Below are 21102 nucleotides of genomic sequence, written 5' to 3'. Positions count from 1 at the left end.
ACTAAACCTTAAAGACCGCGTCGGCCACCCGTGCAACGCGAGCCATTTCTTTAACGTCGTGAACGCGAACGATAGACGCTCCGCCGGCGACGCACGCGGCCACGGCAGCGGCCGTGCCTTCAAGGCGCTGATCCGGTTCCAGGCCGAGAATCTTGCCGATAAACGACTTGCGGCTGGGCCCGATCAAGACGGGATGACCTAGCGATTTGAATTCCCTGACGCGGCGGATGATCTCCAGATTATGCTCGACCGTTTTGCCGAAGCCGATGCCGGGATCGATGATGATTTTATTCGGCGCGATGCCCGCGCCAATGGCGTCTTGCGCCTTATCCCGAAGATATCCTGAGATTTCACTCATCATAGAATCGTAAACAGGGTCGGCCTGCATGTCTTTCGGTGTCCCTTTGATGTGCATCAGCGCGACCGGCACCTTGGCCTTGGCGGCCAGCGGCGCCATCGCGGAGTCAAAGGTCATGCCGCTGATGTCGTTGATCATGGAAGCGCCAGCGTCCAAGGCAGCTCTGGCTACGCCCGATTTGTAGGTGTCTATCGATATCGGGATGTCCAGTTTGGCTGATAACGCTTTAATCACCGGAACGACGCGGCCGATCTCTTCTTTTTCCGGAACGGAGTCGGCGCCAGGCCTGGTGGATTCGCCGCCGACGTCAATGATGTCGGCGCCGTCTTCCGCCATCCGAAACCCTTGAGCTATCGCAACCTCAGGATCGCCAAACTGACCTCCGTCTGAAAAGGAATCAGGCGTGACGTTAAGAACGCCCATCAGGCAGGTTCGGGCGGAAACCGGTAGGTTATGTCCGTCCCAAACGATGTTGTCCGGTCGGCCGTCGTAAGAAATAAGTGCGGCTTGAATCTCCTCGCGAAGTATCTTCAAGCCGAAGGGTTGTGCCTTAAGTTTTTCTATCAGTAAGGCGAACTGCTTGTCGGTGCCGAGAATGATGACGTCGGTTTCCGCGTCCTTTAGGGTGATGACGTCCCGGGCTACCGCAACGTCGCCGCCTCGCGCCAGCATCTCTTGTTTTAAAATGTTGGCCGCCCTGGTATCGACGCCGTGCGCCTTGACCGCACGAAAAACGGCCTTGGCACGCATGATGCCGATACCGGCCGTGTCTGCTCCGATTTCCTTCAATTCGCGGGCGGCGTCCGCTTCGCCCGCCAGCTCGAGGACTCGCGGATTAAAAGTCATGATTACAGCTGCCTGCTCGAGTTTCTGACAAGGGCCAGCATTTCCTGCCGGCTGGCGATTTTGGTCTTGAAGATTCCGCGGACGGCGGAGGTAACGGTTACGCTCCCCGGTTTATTGATGCCCCGCATGCTCATACACAGGTGCTCGGCTTCGATGACCACCATAACACCCCTGGGTTTCAGGCAGTCCATAAGGGTGTCGGAGATTTGCGTCGTTAAACGTTCCTGAACCTGCAGCCGTTTGCTAACGACGTCGACCACACGGGCCAGTTTGCTGATGCCCGCGATCCGGCCGTCCTGGCCTGGGATGTAAGCGACGTGCGCCTTGCCGAGGAAAGGCATCAGATGGTGCTCGCAGACCGAATAGAACGGAATGTCTTTGACCAGAACCATTTCCTCATGATTCTCACCGAAGGTCGCGACCAACACATCCTTCGGATCCTGGCCGATGCCCTTGAAGATCTCCTCGTACATGGTGGCTACGCGCCTCGGGGTGTCTTTCAATCCCTCGCGGTTAAGGTCCTCGCCGACGCCCTCGAGCAAAAGCCGGACTCCTTGCTCGATTTTCCCCTTGTCCACGGTTAAGCTTCTCCTTTGGCGAGTCTCGGCGCAGTGATCCGCCTAGCAGGCGCTTTCTTAAAAGGAGTTTTCTTGCTTGGGACCCGCCCTTTATCGGTGCCGTTCCGCCCGAGCAGCTTTTCCAGCGCCTTGCCCTCAATAGTCTCGTTGGCAATCAACTGTTTGGCGATCTTATCGAGCTTGGTCCGTTCAGCTGTTAGAATCTTCATACCTTCCTGATAAGCGTTGTCTACGATCCGCCTGATCTCCTCATCGATCTCCGAAGCCACGCGATCGGAATAATCAGGGTTGGCGGCGTAGTCCCGTCCGAGAAAGACCAGCTCTTCCTTGGCACCAAGCGTCATCGGTCCCAACCGATCGCTCATGCCGTATTCGCACACCATCTGGCGCGCGATCTTGGTCGCTCTCTCCAGATCGTTATGCGCGCCGGTCGTGACGTCTTTAAACACCAGTTGTTCGGCGACACGGCCAGCCAGGAGCTGCGCCAGTTTGTTGTGAAGTTCCGACTTGGCGACCAGATATTTGTCCTCCGTCGGCAGCGTAATCGTGTAACCAAGCGCCTGCCCGCGCGGGATGATGGATATCTTGTGCACCGGATCGGTGTACGGCAGCAGATGGGCAACCAGCGCGTGTCCGGTTTCGTGATACGCGATAATCTCTTTTTCTTTGTCGCTGATCAGCCGCGTCCTGCGTTCCGGGCCGGCGATGACGCGCTCTATCGCCTCCTGAAGTTCCGGCATGTCGATTTCTTTTTTACCGTGCCGGGCCGCAAGCAGCGCCCCTTCGTTAAGCGTATTGGCTAGGTCGGCCCCTGTGAAACCGGGTGTCTGCCGGGCAAGGACATCGAGGTTGACGTCTTTAGCCAGCGGCTTACCTTCAGCATGTACCTTAAGGATGCCTTCCCGGCCTTTAAGATCGGGGCGGTCGGTAATAATTTGCCGGTCAAACCGCCCTGGCCGAAGAAGCGCCGGGTCCAGGATGTCCGGTCTATTAGTCGCCGCTATCATGATAATCCCAAGACGCGGGTCGAAGCCGTCCATCTCCACCAGGAGCTGATTAAGCGTCTGCTCGCGCTCGTCATGTCCGCCGCCTAATCCGGCGCCGCGCTGGCGGCCGACGGCGTCTATCTCGTCGACAAAGACAATCGCCGGCGCGTTCTGTTTCGCCTGATCAAACAGGTCGCGTACGCGACTGGCGCCAACGCCGACAAACATCTCGACGAAATCCGAGCCGCTGATGTGGAAGAAAGGTACGTTAGCCTCCCCGGCCACAGCCTTTGCCAGCAACGTCTTGCCCGTTCCAGGAGGCCCGTAGAGAAGAATGCCCTTAGGGATTTTAGCCCCCAGCGTCTGGAATTTCTTCGGATTGGCCAGGAACTCCTTGATTTCCTCAAGCTCCTCGACCGCTTCGTCCAAGCCCGCGACATCCTTAAAGGTTGTCCGCGGCAAGTCCTTGCTCACCTGCTTGGCTTTGCTCTTGCCGAAACTCAAGACCTTATTGCCGCCTTGCACCTGGCGCATCATCATGAAATAAAGGATCACCATGAAGACGACAAAGACCAGCACGATCGGCAGCATCTGCAGTAAATAGGAAACAATCTCGCTAGGCCTGTCGACGTTGGTCTTGATGCCATTCTTAATCAATAATTCGGCGACCGCGTAGCCTTGTGGGTAGTTGACCTCGTATTTTTCACCAGTTTTAAGCGTCCCGGTCACCTGCAGCATACTGTCATAGATGGTCGCTGCTTTGACCTGTTTTTTCTCAACCGCTGAAATGAACTGATTCAAGTTCATAACCTTGGGCTTCTCTGTCTGCGGTCCGAGCGTCTGAAACAAGATGACCACAGCGACCAGCACGATAAACCATATGATCAGATTGGAATATTTCCTCAAAACTATTACCTCCCGGCCGCCGAAGCGGCTTTGTTATTCCCGTTCGTCTTGCCTGTCTGAACGGATTTTGGTTTCGGGCGCAGTCTGACGATGTGCGGCAGATTGCGGTATTTCCCGGCGTAGTCCAACCCGTACCCGACAACAAAATCGGATGGAATGGAAAACCCGATATACTTGGCGTCCAATTTGACGCGGTCCATTTCCGGTTTGCGCAGCAACGCGCAGATCTCCAAACTGGACGGATTCCTAGCCCTCAGGCTTTTATGCAAGTAGTTCAAGGTCAAACCGGAATCGATAATATCCTCGACAATCACCACGTCTTTGCCAGTGATATCCGTGTCCAGGTCTTTCAAAATCCGAACTATACCGCCGCTCCTCGTCCCCGATCCGTAACTGGAAACAGCGATAAAGTCGAAAGAAGCGGGTATCGTCAACTGTCGGCAGAGATCCGCCAGAAATATAAACGCGCCCTTTAGAATGCCGATGAGCACCAGGTCTTTGCCTTTATAGTCCCGGGATATCTCGGCCGCCAACTCGGCGACGCGAGCCTTAAGCTCGCTTTGCGATATTAAGATATCGGAGATTTCCTCGCTCAAGAGCTTCCTTTCAAAAGCCTTAAGACCAGCATCCGTTTTGTCCGCCTTGTTACTTTGTACTTTTCGTCGATGCGATATCCTGCGACCCAGACGATATGCCCGTTGAACTCGACTACCGGCGTAACGCGCCTCGCCGGACGCGGTGTTTTGGAATCAACGAACACGTCGGAGAGTTTCTTACTCCCATCCATGCCGTAGGGCGTAAACCTGTCGCCTTCGTGCGGCGGTCTGACCGTCCCGCTGCCTTTTACCAGTCCGGCATCAAGAAACGCAACACCTTCGCCGGCTGCTTTATCCAGCAACTCCGGCGAGGTGAAGACGGCTTCTATCGCCACGTTCAACAAATCGAGCCTGGTCACGCCCGGCACCCGTAACGCGGTTGCCGGAAAATCCGGCTCGTCATCTGCCGGGACTTCGATTAAAGGCTCTATGATAATAGTATCATACTCCCGCCTGGCTGATAAACCTCCGGGCAGGTCGAGCGACGCTCCTGAGTCGCCGGTGACGACTTTCTCCATAATGTCTACGGTGTTCTGAAAACTTAAGGGGGACGGCTCCCCGGCCAGCTCCTCGGCAGCCAACCGCAACAGACGCCTTTGGATAGCCAGCGGCTGATCAAGGAAAGCCGAGCGGTTCAGAATGACGGACTCCCCAGTAATCTCGGCCGCTTCGTCCCAGGCCCGTTCCGTAAGGTCCTCCAGAAGGTCAACATCGGCCTCGATCGTCATAATCTCCCTGGCTATCTCTTCTTTAAAGGCCGGATTGAACTCGCGCTCCAATTGAGGGATAAGCTCCCCGCGGATCTTATTACGTAAAAAGACATTTTCTTCGTTGGTTTCGTCGGTTCGCGGTTTTAAATTGTTGGCCGCGCAATAGCTCATAACGGATTCTCGGGTGGATTCAATCAAGGGTCTGATAATGTCACCGTTCATCGGCGGAATCGAGCGGAGCCCGTCCAGCCCCGCGCCGCGAATCACCCGCATGAGATAGGTTTCGACGCGGTCGTCCGCCGTGTGACCGAGGGCGATCCGTTCTGCCCCGATTTCCTCCGCCACCTCGCCGAGAAGCTCGTATCTCACCTGGCGGGCGCCGTCTTCCGGACTTGTCTTGTTGGCCAGGATGTAGGCCGGAACGTCGGCTTCCATAATCGTCGAAGGGAGTTTTAGTTGGGCTGCCGTTTTTTTCACAAAATCGGCGTCTTCCTGTCCGGCGCGTCCGCGCATCATGTGGTTTAGATGAAAGACGTGAAGGTCAAGGTCATAATCCGGTTTAAGCTCGTTTAGGATATGCAATAGCGTAAGCGAGTCCGGGCCGCCCGATACCGATATTAAAACGGTTTCCCCGCCCTCCAGCATGCCGTATTTGGCGATTGTCAGCTTTACCTCGTCAACAAGGGATTTCATGGGGATATTATAGCGTTATTAATAGAGGAAGGCGTGCTGAACCGCCTGAAAGCTGCCTATCGGATTCCAAAATAGACGAGCATGCTGCTCGCGGCCTACCATTGTTTTTGCTTTGGGGTCAGGCCCTTTCTTCATAAGCGATAGGGCCTGACCCCGTGTTTCAAGTCGCTTCGCCGAACAAACAATGTTTTCCGCTCGACCGTGATTTGTCTGCATGCTCGATCAACATTACTACCTCTCCCCTCCGGGGAGAGTATAGGTGAGGGGGCCAGGGTGCCGCTTGCCGCTATCTGTTTCCTCCTGTAAAAGAAGGGAGGGAAAGAAATTCGGGTCCGTTTGCCGTGCAATTTGAGCTAACGCTGTTAGACCGAGAGCCTCTAAATGTGGCTGGGGCGGGAGGACTCGAACCTCCAATCTCCAGATCCAGAGTCTGGCGCCTTACCAGTTTGGCCACGCCCCAAAGAACAGTCAATAGTCGTTAGTTTTAAGTCATTAGTCTGGCTTGCTGCAAACTTAGGCAGAACCTTTGACAAGAGAAGATTATAGCAGGAAAAGAGCTCTTGGCTCTATGTTTCACTGGCGCCGCGAAAGATTAATCATTAATAAATAAACTATGAAAGATGATAAAAAGTATAACGCATAAGCCTATAAGGATGGATAGAAAAACCAAAACCGAGCGCTCTTTGTTTTTTCTTACAGCTCTTATTCCAGTGAAAAAAGCCGTCATATCCACAAGCAATGCAACCGGTACGGTTAAATCCCACCAACGAGCGTCAAAACTCAGAATTCTTAGTACCTCAACAAGGATAATAGAAGTAGTAATTAATAATAAAAAAAATATATTTAATCCTACCGACCATTTACCTAGTTTAGTTTTTGGCACAAAGGAGATACTCATGGTTTTATTTTATCAAATCCTTAATAAATCCTATGGGCTTGGACTTGTACGCGGCTGGGCGCACTATTTGGAGATTCTCGGGTTCTAGCGTTTTAGCTTGTCCAACGATCGTTGAATGCGAACGATGGTGCGGTCGCGGCCGAGGACCTCGGCCATGTGGAATAGACTTGGTCCTTGCATCCGGCCGCTGATTGAAACGCGTAGCGGGTGAAACGCCTGGGCCGTCTTCAAGCCGCGCTCCTCGGCCATCTGTCTCATCAGTGACTCGATGGCGTCCGCCTTCCACGGCTCAATCGTTTTCAGCTTCATGCCTAGTTCATCGAGGTATGCCGGAACATGTTCCTGGGTCATAATCTTTTGCCAGGCGGCCTCGTCGTATTCGACCGTGTCGGTGAAGAAGAAGCTTGTCATGTCGGCGATTTCCGTCAGAAGCTTCAGTCGTTCCTGCTCTAAACCGACGACTGCTTTAACGTAAGCAGCGTGTTCCGGCTGCATGTCGTCGGACGCGTAGCCAGCTTCTTTGAGGAAGGGTAGGACCAGGGGTAATAGCTCGTCCAACGGCTTCATCCTGATGTACTCGCCGTTCATCCAGAGCAGCTTCTCGTAGTCGAAGATGTTAGCGCTTTTTCCCACACGCTCCAGCGTAAATTCCTTAATCAGCTCATCGCGAGTGAAAATCTCCTGCGTCGTGCCGGGACTCCAACCGAGGAAGGCGATGTAGTTTACCAGCGCATCGGGCAGATAGCCTTGCGCTTTATAGTCAATAACGGCGGTCGCGCCGTGCCGCTTGCTCAAACGGGCCCCGTCAGGGCCCAAGGTCATAGACATATGGGCGAATTTAGGCGGCGCGCCGAATTCCAGCGCCTCATATAGAAGAATCTGGCGAGGCGTATTGGAGATATGGTCGTCGCCTCTTATTACGTGGGATATTTCCATCAGATAGTCGTCGACAACCGCGGCGAAATTATAGGTCGGCATGCCGTCGGATTTGACGATCACAAAATCGTCGAGAAGATGGGTTTGGAAAACGACTTCGCCTTTGACTATGTCGTTTATAACGATTTCCCCGGTCTCGGGAATGGCGAACCTGATTACACAGGGTTCAGAGATTGCCCTGGCGGCCGCGTCGGCCGGCGGCATATCCCGGCAGCTCTTGTCATATTTGGGCGGCAAACCGGCCTTCTGGGCTGCCTCCCGCTTGGCCGCCAGCTCATCAGGGGTGCAGAAACAACGGTAGGCTTTGCCGGACGCCAGCAGTCTGTCGGCGTGTTCTTTGTAGATGTCCAGCCGTTCAGTCTGGAAATACGGTCCGTGGCCGCCGCCCGCCTCGGGTCCTTCATCCCAGTCCAGGCCGAGCCAGCGCATGCCGTCAATGATATGCCGAACGGCCTCGCTGGTCGAGCGTTCTCTGTCGGTATCCTCGACGCGCAAGATAAAAGCCCCGCCGGCATGCCGGGTGAACAAATAATTAAAAAGAGCCGTTCTGGCCCCGCCGATGTGCAGATGACCGGTCGGGCTGGGCGCGAAACGGACTCTGGGAGCTTTCTCCGCCATTTGACACTCCTTTCCCTCAGGGATTATAACACAGGTAGGAGGTATTGCAGATGACCAAAACCCGCGTCTTGGCCGGATTGACTATCATTTTGATCGCGTTGGCGACGGTAAGCGCCGGCTGCGACAAGAACACGACCACGACGAAAAAAACCGACAACAAACCAGCGCCTAAAAAGATTGAGGTTGAGATTAAAGACTTCGCGTTTAAACCGGAAACCGTAACAGTCGGCGTCCGCGGCCGGGTCACCTGGACAAACAAGGACAACGGTCAGCACACGGTCGTCGGCAAGGAATTCGACAGCGGCCCGCTCGGCTTGGGTGAAAGCTATAGCTACGAGTTCATCAATCCGGGAACATACCCTTATAAATGCCAGCTCCACCCGTATATGGAGGGGACCGTTGTTGTCAAATGACGCCAATTCCCTTAGAATGTTCTTTTGTTCAGGGCGCATTCGTCTAGAGGCCTAGGACACCTGGTTCTCAGCCAGGAGATCAGGGGTTCGAATCCCCTATGCGCTACCATTAAAATAGTCGCCGGGCGTTTCAATGTCCGGCGATTTATTTATTTGTTGCATAGGGGATTCGAACCGAGGGGGCTTAAAACAGCGCGAGGACGCGGTATGCCACGCCGCCGAGCAAAAGTGCAATGCCGACTGTTAGGGCGATAATCGCCGCCGCGCGTTTCCATCCCAGTTCGCGGCCGAGGACCGCAACCGTCGCGATGCACGGGATGTAGATTGTCATAACCAGGCCGTAGACGAATAACTGCTGTTTTGTCATGAAGAGAAGCAGGTTCGTCGCCCCGGCTCCGTATTGGGCAACGGCGAACGTGATCAGAAACTGAAGCGCCAGCTCCTTGCGGAGCACCGCAAAGATGAGCGCGATGCCGGTGATCAGCGGCAAGCCCAGCCATGTAATGATTATGGGCTTGAGCGGCGCTGAAATCGGCCAGATCAATCCTGTTTCATAAAGTCCGCCCAAGACCAAGCTTCCGACCATGACGATCGGGAAAGCTACGAAGATGAAATCCTTAAACCGGTACCATGTTTTTTTAGCGATTACGGAGATCGACGGCCTTCGCAAGCCGAACATCTCCATGACCAGGCCGGATGACTGGCCGGGCATGAACTTGTTCAGTCCCCAGCCGACGCTCAAAGCCACTGCCGCGCTGACGGCAAAAATCCCGAGAGCGTACGACACGCCGGCGAACTTGGCCACACCGCCCATAATTACCGCGACGCGCGCGCTGCACGGTACGAGCACGATCAATGTGGACGCAATAAAGCGTTCTCGTTCACTGGTTAAAACCCGCGTTCCGATGATCGCCGGCACGTTACATCCGGCGCCTGCCACCATCGGAATGACCGCCCTGCCATGTAATCCTAGCTTATGCATTAGAGTGTCGGCTAGGAATGCCATCGAATTCAAATATCCACTGTCTTCCAGGAACGCCAAAATCAGATAGAAGGTAAGGACGTACGGGACTCCGACCGATAGAGCCGCGACGATCCCGCCGTCGAATCCCCAAAGAAGCGTACGGCCGAGCGCCCCCTCGCCGAACACCGTGAAAACAGCACCCTGAATCAACAGATGCGGTCCCGCCTGCCAGAGCCGCGTCAGCACATCGCTGAGAGCGCCCCCGACATAGAACAAGAATCCGAAGATCAGCGCCATGACGAGCAGCATCAAGGGAATCCCTGTTCTTGGGTTTACTGTATAAGCCCAGAGGCGCTGAGTCAGCGGTAGTTTAGAGCTAACCACGCTCTTGACAGATTCGACGATGACGCCGGCCAGACCGTGGCGTTCCCGGCTGAACCTGATGGCCGCTGGCTCCCCGTGGTGCTCGGTGATCTCGGCGGCCAGTCGCTCTGCTTCCTCTAGAACCTTTTTTCCGCCATTGGCGCCGCCAACTACGATCTGGAACTCCGTATCATCCTCCAACAGGCCGATTGCCAAGGCCCGGACCGGGATGTCTACCGGCCGCTCGTCAAGTTCTTTGATGATCACCCTCGCCAGGTCTTCAATCTTCTCTTCGATATCCCGGCCGTACCGAACGCGCATCGGTTGTAGCTTAACCTTGCCCTGCGCCACGCCGACAGCCGTCCGGAGCAGCGTCTCTACGCCTTCGCCGGTTACTGCTACGGTGGGTACGACCGGCAGCCCAAGCATGCGCGACATCTGGTCCGCATCGATTGTGTAACCAAAACGTTTCGCCTCGTCAACCAGATTGAGCCCTACCACTACCGGAGTGCTGAGTTCGATCAGCTGAAGGAGCATATACAGATTTCGTTCCAAGTTAGTGGCGTCGAGGATATATATGAGCGCGCCTGGTTTCTCGTCCAGCAAGCAACGACGAGCGACGCGCTGGTCCTCCGAAATGGCACCCAACCCGTAGGTGCCCGGCAGATCGAGGATACCGATACTTAAATCATCTAACCTGGTTGAGGCGACGTTGACCTCCATCGTGGTGCCCGGGTAGTTGGCACTGACGACACCCATTCCTGTTAGCTGGTTGAAGATAACCGATTTCCCGACGTTCGGGTTACCGGCGAGGGCGATAACGACATCAACCGGCTCTTTGAGCTCGCTGATGACGGAGTGGCAAGACATAGCCATTAACGTTGGTTCCTTTGGTGACTTTGCTGATGTTTCTCGTGAAGCCGGACGGCGCTTGAAGGTTTCAAATAGATATGGCCGGCGATATCCCGGCCGATTGCGTATGATCCACAGCGTATCTTGATGATGATCGGGCCGCCGAACGGAGCGACTTCCTGGACTTGCACAGATACGTCAGGCAGCATGCCCAGACTGGCGAGATATTGCAAGAACTCCGGCTTCTCCTCAGTAATCTTAGCAATGACGCCGGATTCTCCCGGACCGAAACGCGACAGGGGCACAGCCGCCTGCTCTGAGACCTTGCCGTCGGCGGTCGGGATCGGATTCCCGTGCGGGCAGGTTTCAGGGTCGCCCAGCGCTTCCAGAAGTTTCTCCTCAACCTTGTCGCTAATGACGTGTTCGAATTTACACGCCTCATCGTGCAGTTCGTCCCAGGGAACGCCAAGCATGTCGGCCAGAAACCGCTCGCTAAGGCGATGCCGGCGAACCAATGAAGCCGCCGCCTTCTGCCCGTTCTTGGTCAAAGTGACGCCGCGGTAAGGCTTATGTCTAACAAGTTTCAGCGCCGCCAGCTTCTTGACCATCTCGCTGACTGACGCAGGCTTCAACGAGAGCTTCTCGGCCAACGCTTTTGTGGATACCGCCTTGCCTTCTTCCTGCAGGTGAAAGAGGGCTTCCAAGTATTCTTCAATACCCGGTGTTATGTCTTTCTTATCTTTGTCCATTGGGTAACCCCTTTACTATTTTTAGGCTTACCTAATTATAGCATAAGGAGAGGCATGGCAAAAGAAAAAGGGTCGCCCGAAAGTGACCCTTTGAGTTCTTTGGTAGCGGGGGTAGGATTTGAACCTACGACCTTCGGGTTATGAGCCCGACGAGCTACCAGACTGCTCCACCCCGCGAAGCGTAACATTCATTCTACACCAGGCAGGATGAGCTTGCCAATCCTGCAGCCGGGGAGCCCCCGGCCCGAAAATATTTTCTTGAAGAGTAGCTTTTGGCTAGATACCGAGTGAAACCACCGCAAAGTTCTCGCTACCGATGCTTGCGCTGCGGAGTTCGACCTTCAAATCCTTGACACCAGTCGGAATGTCGAAAATGGCCTTGGTCTTGGTCTTTTCTCCCGGCTGTAGGCTTCCGAACCAGACATTCTGAAAGCCTTTGGATTCGGCAGCGTTACAGGCCGCAGCGGCAGCTTCCAAATTAAGCTCGTAAAGCTTACTGTCAGCATCGTATACCTTGGCCATCTCACCATCGAAATCGGTTGCTTTATCTCCGGCGTTCTGAACGTCAATGTCCAAAACTAAGAACTCGCCGTCCTTCATCTTGAAGGTGTTGCCTGGTGCCCCGACCTCTTTGACTGTGGTGACCGCTGTTACCGTGTACTTAAGGTTGTCCACCGTCACGGTTTCACCGACATTAGCCGTCTTTCCAGCTGACGTACCCCCTGGGGAGCTGCAGCCCGCTACAACCACGGCTAGTAAGCCTAGGCAGATCAGGACAGCAAGGGATTTGCGTGCGGACGAATATGTCACTTGGTATCACCTCCTTGAACAAAGATGCACAAAAACGCATAAGTAGTAATTAGAGTGCCCCTCGTGAAATTAATCACTTGATTTATATAAAATTATAGTAAGTCCACAGGTGAATGTCAATATCAGAGGCCGGATAAGGTATTTATCGAGCACATTACCTGTGGAAAACCACTCCAGCGCTTTGGAGTGCTGGAGTGGATATTGAACTCGCCGACCTGTCGCGCCTCCACCCAACTGAGACGCAAGCGGCACCCTCACCTTATTCCTCTCCCCTCAAGGGAGAGGAATTCAAGACTTTAGCGGATAGCGCTGGAACCCCACTGTACGACCTAAAGGCCCATTAATAAGGTCGAGCGTACAGGCAATTCACTGTCGAGCGGAGAGCATCGTTTGCTCGCCGTGGCGACTTGAAACACGGGGTCAGGCCCTATCGCATAAGAAGAAAGGGCCTGACCCCAAAGCACTAACGATGGTAGGCCGCGAGCTGTACGCGAGTCTATTTTAAATGGAGCCGGCGGGGAGATTTGAACTCCCGACCTGTCGCGCCTCCACCTAACCGCTAAGGCCCCCTCACCTTACTCCTCTCCCTGCCTACCGGCAGGCAGGCCCGCAGGGGAGAGGAATTTTAAAACATTAGCGGGAAGCGCTGGAACCACATTTTACGACCTAAAGGCTCTCGACACCTCACCTCAATCCTCTCCCCGTCGGGGAGAGGTAGCTTTTAATAGAAATGCCGGAGGCAGAGCGCAGCGGGTGACGCGGTTTTTTTATCGAAGGGAGCGTTTAAACCTCGATAGCCTTCAAACGGGAATCCACTTTTAGCGAGCTTCAGGTGAAAAAACGGCGGCAGGACCCGCGCGCACTTTTTTATGCAGGTCGGGAGTTCAACCTAGCACGGATTTCCGAGGGGAATGGAGCCGGCGGGGAGATTTGAACTCCCGACCTGCTCATTACGAGTGAGCTGCTCTACCACTGAGCTACACCGGCGCCAATTTCACATTATAAACTATTTCGCGGCTTGTTTTAGGGTTCTTGTCCGGGGTTTGGTCTCGGTGGCTTTTGTCTCCTTAGCCTTCGGCCGCGGTTTAGTTTCCTTAACTTCGCGGCGTCGGCCAGGTTTCTTGAGTTCGTCCAAAGGCACCTGGATCTGTCTCTGAGAATCCGGCAGCTCGACCACAACAGCGTCGCGCGGCGCGCAAAAGCCTACAACCCGGCCCTCGCCCTCATCCGTCGCAACCTCGGCCCCCATTCTCGGCGCCCGTTTCTTGAAATCGATGTAAACATCGTTCTCGTACTTTAGGCAGCACATCAACCGGCTGCAGACGCCGCTGATCTTAATAGGATTGAGCGGCAGATTCTGCTCTTTGGCCATCTTTATCGAGACCGGTTCAAAATCCGCCAGAAACGTGCGGCAGCAAAGATCCCGGCCGCATGGACCCAGGCCGCCGATACTCTTGGCCTCGTCGCGGACACCGATCTGCCTGAGCTCGATCCTTGTCTTAAATGTGGCCGCCAGGTCCTTGACAAGCTCCCTAAAATCCACCCGGCCTTCGGCCGTGAAGTAAAAGATAAGCTTGCTGCCGTCGAACAGCGATTCGGTCTCCACCAGCTTCATCGGCAGACCGTGCTGACGTATCTTGTCCTGGCCGATCTTGTACGCATCGCGTTCTTTATCCTTATTGGCCTCGTCCTTACGGATGTCTTCGGGCGCCGCGATCCGCACGACCTTCTTAAGCGGCATGATCACTTCGCCCGGTTCCAAATCTTTGGCCGCCGCCACGACATCGCCGATCTCGACTCCCCGCGCGGTCTCGACGATTACCTTTGTATCGGCATCCGGCCTCAGGCCGCCTGGGTCGAAGTAATACATCTTCCCGGCCTTCTTTAAAACGACCCCTACAACTACGGGCATTCTACCTCCGATAATCCTAGCCGCCGCTTATTGCCAGCAGCGCGTACTCCAGTAATAACTCCTTGTTAGCATTGGTTCGCATGGCCCCGGCGGCGCCGGTCAAGACGTCCAAGGCGTTTGTTAACTCGTCTCGGCCGTAGGTGCCGGCCAGTTCATTTATGGCCGACGCCCGATCCTTATTGACCAGCAATGTCTGGTCTCCGGTTTCCTTCATAACAAGCATATCACGATACCAGGAGGTCAGTATGTCGATAACCTCCGAGGTTGCCGGCCCGGTGTCGCGTTTGTCCCGGCTCTTGACCATCTTCATGATCTCATCCTTCATGGCGAACACCTGAAGAATATCGCCCGTGCGAAGGGCGGCCGCGTTATCAAGTACGTAGTCCCTGGTCCCGGACTCCTCTCCGGTCTCGGACAAACCGAGCGCTTTGGCAACCGAGCCGGCTGACAAAGATGCCAGTATCTCGGCCTTTTCTTCAGTAATCCCGAAGCCGGTGACAAGGAGTGCTTTGATGTCGGCCGCCGGAACGCCTCCGAACGGGACTTCCTGGCACCGGGATACAATGGTCGGCAGTAAACCGTCGGCGCCCGCCGCGGTCAAAATAAACGTTACGTAGGACGGCGGTTCCTCAAGGTTTCTTAACAGGGCGTTGCCCGATTCAGCGTTCATTGTTTCCACGTTTCTGATGATATAAACCTTGCGTTTGCCCTCGAAGGGTTTCAAGCCGATGCTTTTTCCAATCGTTCTTATCTGGTCGATCTTAAGAACATTCCCCTCAGCCTCGACGATCACGACATCCGGGTGAGCGCCCTTCATTATTTTGAGACACGAAGCGCAAACGCCGCAGCCGCCTTGGCTGCAGTTGAGGGTCATCGCGGCGCGGACGGCGGCCATGGTCTTGCCGACGCCGCGCGGGCCGGTAAACAGATAAGCGTGCGACACGTTGCCGCTGGCTAAGGCTGATTCAATAAGGCCGAGGGCTTTCTCTTGGCCGATAATCTCATTAAACATAGACTGATTATAGCAGGTTGGCAGTAACTTCCGTAATCTCCCGGTGGATCGCGGCCGGTTCCCGGGCGGCGTCGATTACCTTGATACGATCGGGATTGCGAGCCGCCAGATCAAGGTACCCGCGGTAGACGCGCTCATGAAAGTCGCGGTCCATTCTCTCGATCCGGTCCAGGGTGCCGTTTGATATCCGTCGGAAGGCTTCGTCAACCTTAATGTCCAGAAGAAAAGTCAGATTAGGCAAGAGGCCGCCGGAGGCCCAGTCGGAAACCATGGCCGCCTCGACGGGGTCCAGACCGCGGCCGTAGGCCTGGTAGGCTAAGGTTGAGTCAACATAACGGTCGCAGATGACAATCTTGCCGGCAGCCAACGCCGGCTTGATGACCTCGCTAACGTGCTGAGCGCGGCAGGCGGCAAAAAGAAACAGTTCGGCGCGGTCATCCATTTCCGGGAACCTGGCCGACAGCAAAGCGTCGCGAATAACGCGGCCGACCGGCGTGGCGCCGGGTTCTCGGCTGGCGATAACATCGCAGCCGTTTTCCAGGAGTTGTTCGTAAAGCATCATGGCTTGAGTGCTTTTACCGCAGCCCTCGATGCCTTCAAATGTTATAAAGCAGCCTTCGCCCGTGTTCTCCACTTGGCCCATTCCTTGTCAAAAAGATCCCCGCCATAGATATCGTTGGCGACAATCGCCGGAAACTCATCCATGTTTATCTCGTATATCGCCTCAGGCCCAAGCTCCGGATACGCAGCCACCTTGGCTTCTCCCACGTGCCGCGCCAGCAGGGCTCCCGCCCCGCCGGTGGCGACCAGATATACGGTTTGTCCTTCAAGCATGGCTTTCTTAGCTTGCTCTGACCGCCTCCCTTTGCCCATGAAAGCCTTTACCCCGGCCTCGATGAGCTCGGGAACGTAGGCGTCCATCCTGGCGCTGGTTGTCGGCCCGACCGCGCCCAAAGGACGGCCGGGAGGCGGCGGAGTCGGACCCATATAGAACACCAGCCGGTCTTTAAGATCGACGGGCGGCCGTCCCGCGCCTATGTCCTCGCTCAGCCGACGGCTGGAGGCGTCGCGTGAGGTAAGAACGGATCCGCTTATCAAGACCCTGTCCCCCGCTTTCAACTCAGAAACCGCCTCATCAGTCAGCGGCATCTCCAAGTATTTAACGTTTCTTGCGTCTGTCGCTTCTCGATTCGTCGCTTACGCTCCTCGCTCGAAGAATATTTATATTCTTCTTCCCCTATTCCCTTATTCCCTACAAAGTGACGCTTTTGCGCCGTAACGCGTAGCAGCTGATATCGACGGCGACCGGTATGGTCGCAATATGAGAGGGATGCGTCAAAATCCGGACTCCGAGGCAGCTGACACGTCCGCCTGTCCCCGCCGGCCCGAAACCCATCTTATTTATTTCAAGTTTCAGCTCTTCTTCCAGCGCGGCTAAACGCTCATCCGGATTGACCTCGTCGAGGGGCTTAAGAAGCGCCTTCTTGGCCAGCTCCGCAGCCTTATCCAAGGTGCCGCCGACGCCGACGCCGACAATAACGGGCGGACAGGCGTTCGGCCCGAATAGCTCGGCTTGCTCCAGAATAAACTCCTTAACGGCCGCCAGACCCTCGGCCGGGCGGATCACTTTGGCCGCGCCCGCCGTCTCGCTGCCTCCGCCCTTGACGAATACGGTGATCTTCACTTTATCACCCGGCGCGCTCTCCAGATGAATAACGGCCGGGGTGTTATCGCCCGTGTTAATCCTTTCGTGCAGCGGCTCGGCCACGACCGATTTTCTTAAGAATCCTTCCTCGCAACCGCTCCTGACACCAGCGTTGACCGCGGCCTCCAGTGGTTCTCCGGTCAGCAGGACACCTTGACCCAGCTCGATAAAAACTACGGTCACGCCGGTATCCTGACAGAGGGGGACGGTATCGCCCGCGGCGATCATAGCGTTTTCCAGCATCGTTTCCAGCGCGTCCCGGCCCAACGGCGATTCCTCAACGTCCAACGCTTTCTTTAACGCCTTGACGATGTCATCCGGCAGTTCGAAATTAGCCTCCTGAACGAGGTGACTGACCGCTGACGCTATTTCCGAAGTGTCGAGCTCACGGGCTTTCGGCATCCAAACCCTCCAGAGCGCTTCTTACATTTTCGGCCGATTCCTTGAGCGTCGCCGCTTCCGTGGCCGTCAGCGGTATATCAACGACTTTCTCAATTCCCTGTCTCCCGATAACGGCCGGAACCCCCAAACACACGCCCGAGATTCCATACTCGCCTTCAAGGCAAACCGAACAGGGTAAAGTCTCTTTTGTGTCATGTAAAACCGCTTCGACCATCTTGGCGATGCCGGCGCCCGGACCGTAAAAAGCGCTGCCCTTCTCAAGATGAGATATAATCTCCGCGCCGCCATAACGCGTCCTTTCGGCCAGTTCCGCCAGCTCGTCGGCGCCGACCATCTCCTTAATCGGCCGCCCGTCGACTGTGGCCAGGTTGACCAACGGAATCATCTTATCGCCGTGGACGCCGATGACCGCCGCTTTAACGGCAGCCGGCTTAACGCCAAATTTTTGGGATATGAAATACACGAAACGCCCGGTGTCCAGAACACCACCCATACCGAAAACTCGGGCTCGCGGCAGCCCCGTGACCGTCTTGCCCAACGTTGTCATCTCATCCAGCGGATTCGTTACGACTATGACGATGGCCTCGGGCGCGTAATCCTTAATATGGCCGGCGACGGATTTGATTACGGCCGCGTTCTTTTTCAGAAGTTCGTCGCGGCTCATGCCCGGGCCGCGGGGAAATCCAGCGGTGACGACGACAAGGGATGAACCCGCAATCTCGGAGAAATCACCCGTGCCGTGAATAGTCATATGGCTGCCGTGAATGGCCATCGCCTGCATCTTGTCCATCGATTTGCCCTTGGCGACGCCGGCCGCGATATCGACGAGGACGACGTTGGCCAGTTCCTTTTGCACGACAATATGTGAAGCGGTCGCGCCGACATTACCGGCGCCTATGATCGCTATCCGGTCCATTTAATCGTCTGTCCCCGTCTTTTTCTTCGGAGCTTTACGTTTCGGTTTCTTCTCGGCTTCGGCCGCTTTGGCCGCTTTCTTGGCTTTCGCTTCCGCCTTGGACGGACAATCGTAGTTGGGGCAGAAAATCCAAGGCGGACGGCCTTTCTGCGGCACCTTCATTTTGGGCGCGCCGCATTCCGGACAGGTCTCGCCGGTCGCGAAAACCATGCCGAACGGCGGCAGAGAATACGCGGTCGTACAATCTGGATAGCCGCTGCAGCCGATGAACCTTTTACCGGATTTCTTTGCCCGCCTGATCATCAAATCATTGCCGCAATTAGGACACTTACCGACGATACTGTCGGCCCTGATACCGTCCCAGACGCGCTGGCGGATCTCGTCCTGATTCGCGTCTATGCCTTTGACCGTGTCCACCAGCATGCCGCGGGAATCGTTAACCACCTGGTCCCTCTCCATTACGCCTTCGGCGATTCTGTCCATTTCTTTTTCTAATTCGGCCGTCATATTCGGAGACGAGATGGTGGTCGCGAATTCCTTTAAGGATCGCGCCATGGCCATTCCCAAGTTTGTCGGGGCAACCGGATCGCCGTAGACATACTGGCGGTCGTACAGATTCTGAATAATCGAGTGCCGCGTCGCCTTGGTGCCTAAACCTAACCGCTCCATCTCCTGGATGAGCGCTCCCTGGCTGTATCTCGCGGGGGGCTGCGTCTCCTTGGCCAACAGTTGTTTGTCGACAATCGGAAGAACATCGCCCGCCGTAAGGTCAGGCAAAGCCGGCGTTTGCCGTTTTAAATAATAGTAGTAGTCCCACCAGCCGGCGAAGATGGTCCTCTCGCCGCGGGCAACGAGTTCCTGACCTCCCGCGTCCATTACGGCCTTGATGCCCTCGACCCGCGCCGGCGGCGCCAATGTCCCGAAGAATCGCCTGACGACCAGTTCGTAGATCTTCCAGGAACGATCGTCCAAGGCTTCCTTTTTGGCCAGGCCGGTCGGATAGATCGGCGGATGATCCGTTGCTTGTTTTCGTCCCCGCGTCGGTTTAATCTCGGCCTGGGCCGAAATCTTTTGAGCCGCTTCGCCGAATACCGAACCGGAGAATAATCCGAGAACATCGCGCATATCCAACGACGGCGGATAGACTGTATTGTCGGTGCGAGGATAGCTGATATAACCGGCCATATACAGACTTTCGGCGATATTCATCGCCCGAGACGCGGTAAATCCTTGCGCCGAGGCCGCGGTCAGAAAGGACGTCGTGTTAAAAGGCGTCGGCGGCACAACGGAGCGCTCACGTTTGACAATAGACTTGACTTCACAGTCAGTCGGCAGGGCGTCGAAAATCGCCTTAGCCTCAGCTCCATCCGAGAAACGGTCTTTCTTGTGCGCCGCTTCGAACCTTTCTCCGTCCTTTTCCAGGGTCACCACGATCTGCCAGTATGGTTCGGGGATGAAAACAGCCCGGGCTTGTTCGCGCTCGGCTATAAGAACCAGGGTCGGACTTTGGACACGACCGACGCTTAAGAAGTTCTTACCCAATCGCTTGGACGCCAAAGAGATACCGCGAGTCAGGGTGGCTCCCCAAACTAAATCGATGTCCTGACGGGCCTCGCCCGCGGAAGCGACATTGTAGAACGGCTCTTGGAGGTGCGCAAAGGAATCTTTGATCTCCTTTTCGGTAAGTGATGAGAATCTAGCCCTTTTGACGTCAACGTTCGGACTCTTTTCCTTAACGCTGTTGATGGCGTCAACGCCGATCAACTCGCCCTCGCGGTCAAAGTCGGTAGCGATGATGACTTCGTCAACGTCCTTGGCCGCCTTCAGGAGCGCGGTCATTACCAGCTTGACGGTCGGCACCTTCACCAGCGGCGCTTTAACGAGATCAACGAGGTCGGTTTTCTCCCAGTTGTCGTAACCTTCCGGGAAATCGACCTTCAGGATATGGCCTCGCAAACCGATGACGGTTACGTCGCCGTCGCCGTCTTTGTAGCTATAAACGGGAACTCCGGCGGTTTTTTTCGCGCCCTTCTTACCGCCGGCCTGCGTAGCCTTGCCGGCTGACAGAATGTGAGCTATCCGGGACGCGACATTGTCTTTTTCGGTGACGATTAGTTTCACGTTCCAGCCAGCTCCCCGACCTGCCTGATAACCCATTCTTCCCAGGCGTCCAATCCCCCGCCGGTCGTGCAGGATACTACGAACATGTCGACGTCGGGATTCATCGAACGGATCGTCTTCTCAAACTCGTCCATGTTGAAATCAGTAAAGGCCAGAAGATCTATCTTGTTGACGACCAGCGCGTCCGCCTCGCTGAACATCAACGGATACTTGTGCGGTTTGTCGTCGCCCTCCGTTACACTCAACAACATCACTTTTTTATGCTCTCCTAATTTGAATTCAGCCGGACAAACCAAATTGCCGACATTCTCGATGATCAGAAGCTTAATTGAATCCAAGTCAATCTTGTCCAGCGCCTTGCTGATCATGCTGGCGTCCAAATGGCAAGCCCCGCCCGTGTTTATTTGCACAGCCGGCACCCCGTGGGCGGCGACCCGGTCGGTATCCACCGTCGAGGCAATATCCCCGTCGATTACCGCCAGCGGTATCCCCGCTTTTTTGGCGGCTTCCAGAGTCTTAATGACCAAGGTCGTTTTACCGGCGCCGGGACTGCTCATGAAATTCAAAACAGCCAGACCCTTTTCTTTAAAAAGTTTGGCGTTGGCCTCGGCGATCGCGTCGTTTGTGGCCAGTATGTTCTTTAGTACCGGAACTTCCACCGTTAAACTCCTGATTTGTTATGAAGTGATAGAGGTGATTTTAGTAATACTAGTGATATTGGTCAAACCTCATCACTTCCATCACTCTTCTTCACTACC

The 21102-nt window shown here is 55.3% G+C and carries 18 protein-coding genes, 4 tRNA genes and 1 pseudogene; 2 read left to right on the top strand and 21 right to left on the bottom strand.

What is annotated here, in order from left to right:
- Position 1: 1 nt before the first annotated feature.
- The 8 genes from folP to gltX all read right to left on the bottom strand — a co-directional run bounded on the left by folP (position 2) and on the right by gltX (position 8125).
- Positions 2 to 1204, bottom strand: coding sequence for a dihydropteroate synthase (gene folP, locus WC891_08185; GenBank protein ID MFA5867916.1), 1203 nt, complete (start codon positions 1202 to 1204; stop codon positions 2 to 4).
- A 2-nt stretch (positions 1205 to 1206) separates the two neighbouring features.
- Complete coding sequence (folE, locus tag WC891_08180) at positions 1207 to 1782, bottom strand: GTP cyclohydrolase I FolE (GenBank protein ID MFA5867915.1); 576 nt, start codon at positions 1780 to 1782, stop codon at positions 1207 to 1209.
- Between the two features lie 2 nt (positions 1783 to 1784).
- Complete coding sequence (gene ftsH / locus WC891_08175; protein MFA5867914.1) at positions 1785 to 3674, bottom strand: ATP-dependent zinc metalloprotease FtsH; 1890 nt, start codon at positions 3672 to 3674, stop codon at positions 1785 to 1787.
- 5 nt (positions 3675 to 3679) lie between these two features.
- Positions 3680 to 4270, bottom strand: a complete 591-nt coding sequence (hpt, locus tag WC891_08170) for a hypoxanthine phosphoribosyltransferase (protein MFA5867913.1) — start codon at positions 4268 to 4270, stop codon at positions 3680 to 3682.
- Positions 4267 to 5673: a tRNA lysidine(34) synthetase TilS gene (tilS, locus tag WC891_08165; GenBank protein MFA5867912.1), complete on the bottom strand. Its 1407-nt coding sequence runs from the start codon at positions 5671 to 5673 to the stop codon at positions 4267 to 4269. The genes hpt and tilS overlap by 4 nt, the downstream gene beginning before the upstream one ends.
- A 384-nt stretch (positions 5674 to 6057) precedes the next feature.
- A tRNA-Gln gene (locus WC891_08160) sits at positions 6058 to 6133 on the bottom strand.
- A 132-nt stretch (positions 6134 to 6265) separates the two neighbouring features.
- A complete protein-coding gene (locus tag WC891_08155; protein ID MFA5867911.1) occupies positions 6266 to 6571 on the bottom strand; it encodes a hypothetical protein in 306 nt (101 codons plus the stop codon).
- An 84-nt stretch (positions 6572 to 6655) separates the two neighbouring features.
- Entirely contained in the window at positions 6656 to 8125 is a 1470-nt protein-coding gene (gene gltX, locus WC891_08150) for a glutamate--tRNA ligase (protein ID MFA5867910.1), read from the bottom strand.
- 50 nt (positions 8126 to 8175) lie between these two features.
- On the opposite strand from gltX, the gene WC891_08145 reads away from it, so the two are divergent.
- Complete coding sequence (locus WC891_08145; GenBank protein ID MFA5867909.1) at positions 8176 to 8538, top strand: cupredoxin domain-containing protein; 363 nt, start codon at positions 8176 to 8178, stop codon at positions 8536 to 8538.
- 32 nt (positions 8539 to 8570) lie between these two features.
- Positions 8571 to 8647, top strand: a tRNA-Glu gene (locus tag WC891_08140).
- A gap of 75 nt (positions 8648 to 8722) precedes the next feature.
- Here WC891_08140 and feoB read toward each other — a convergent pair.
- The 13 genes and pseudogenes from feoB to hypB all read right to left on the bottom strand — a co-directional run bounded on the left by feoB (position 8723) and on the right by hypB (position 21003).
- The gene (feoB, locus tag WC891_08135; protein MFA5867908.1) at positions 8723 to 10741 is read right to left on the bottom strand and encodes a ferrous iron transport protein B; all 2019 of its coding nucleotides are present in this window, start codon (positions 10739 to 10741) and stop codon (positions 8723 to 8725) included.
- A complete protein-coding gene (locus WC891_08130) occupies positions 10741 to 11466 on the bottom strand; it encodes a metal-dependent transcriptional regulator (protein MFA5867907.1) in 726 nt (241 codons plus the stop codon). The genes feoB and WC891_08130 overlap by 1 nt, the downstream gene beginning before the upstream one ends.
- 100 nt (positions 11467 to 11566) lie before the next feature.
- Positions 11567 to 11643, bottom strand: a tRNA-Met gene (locus tag WC891_08125).
- Positions 11644 to 11742: 99 nt separating this feature from the next.
- The gene (locus tag WC891_08120) at positions 11743 to 12216 is read right to left on the bottom strand and encodes a DUF4352 domain-containing protein (protein MFA5867906.1); all 474 of its coding nucleotides are present in this window, start codon (positions 12214 to 12216) and stop codon (positions 11743 to 11745) included.
- A gap of 972 nt (positions 12217 to 13188) precedes the next feature.
- A tRNA-Thr gene (locus WC891_08115) sits at positions 13189 to 13263 on the bottom strand.
- A 19-nt stretch (positions 13264 to 13282) separates the two neighbouring features.
- Complete coding sequence (locus WC891_08110) at positions 13283 to 14188, bottom strand: stage 0 sporulation family protein (protein MFA5867905.1); 906 nt, start codon at positions 14186 to 14188, stop codon at positions 13283 to 13285.
- Positions 14189 to 14204: 16 nt separating this feature from the next.
- The gene (gene holB, locus WC891_08105) at positions 14205 to 15200 is read right to left on the bottom strand and encodes a DNA polymerase III subunit delta' (protein ID MFA5867904.1); all 996 of its coding nucleotides are present in this window, start codon (positions 15198 to 15200) and stop codon (positions 14205 to 14207) included.
- A gap of 7 nt (positions 15201 to 15207) precedes the next feature.
- Positions 15208 to 15834, bottom strand: a complete 627-nt coding sequence (gene tmk / locus WC891_08100) for a dTMP kinase (GenBank protein ID MFA5867903.1) — start codon at positions 15832 to 15834, stop codon at positions 15208 to 15210.
- Positions 15804 to 16370 (bottom strand): annotated as a pseudogene (locus WC891_08095) (FumA C-terminus/TtdB family hydratase beta subunit). Before WC891_08095 ends, tmk begins: the two are co-directional and overlap by 31 nt.
- Positions 16371 to 16452: 82 nt before the next feature.
- Positions 16453 to 17307 carry a fumarate hydratase gene (locus WC891_08090; protein MFA5867902.1) on the bottom strand — a complete coding sequence of 285 codons (855 nt, stop codon included), beginning with the start codon at positions 17305 to 17307 and terminating at the stop codon, positions 16453 to 16455.
- Positions 17291 to 18223 (bottom strand): malate dehydrogenase, encoded by a 933-nt coding sequence (locus WC891_08085; GenBank protein ID MFA5867901.1) that lies wholly within the window; start codon positions 18221 to 18223, stop codon positions 17291 to 17293. The genes WC891_08090 and WC891_08085 overlap by 17 nt, the downstream gene beginning before the upstream one ends.
- Positions 18224 to 20344 (bottom strand): DNA topoisomerase I, encoded by a 2121-nt coding sequence (locus WC891_08080; GenBank protein ID MFA5867900.1) that lies wholly within the window; start codon positions 20342 to 20344, stop codon positions 18224 to 18226.
- Positions 20341 to 21003, bottom strand: a complete 663-nt coding sequence (gene hypB, locus WC891_08075; GenBank protein ID MFA5867899.1) for a hydrogenase nickel incorporation protein HypB — start codon at positions 21001 to 21003, stop codon at positions 20341 to 20343. The genes WC891_08080 and hypB overlap by 4 nt, the downstream gene beginning before the upstream one ends.
- Positions 21004 to 21102 lie beyond the last annotated feature (99 nt).

The organism is Actinomycetota bacterium (genome assembly GCA_041658625.1).
In the GTDB taxonomy this organism is placed as follows: Bacteria; Actinomycetota; JAHEXW01; order JAHEXW01; family JAHEXW01; genus JBAZZW01.
This window is presented reverse-complemented; position numbering and strand designations above follow the sequence as displayed.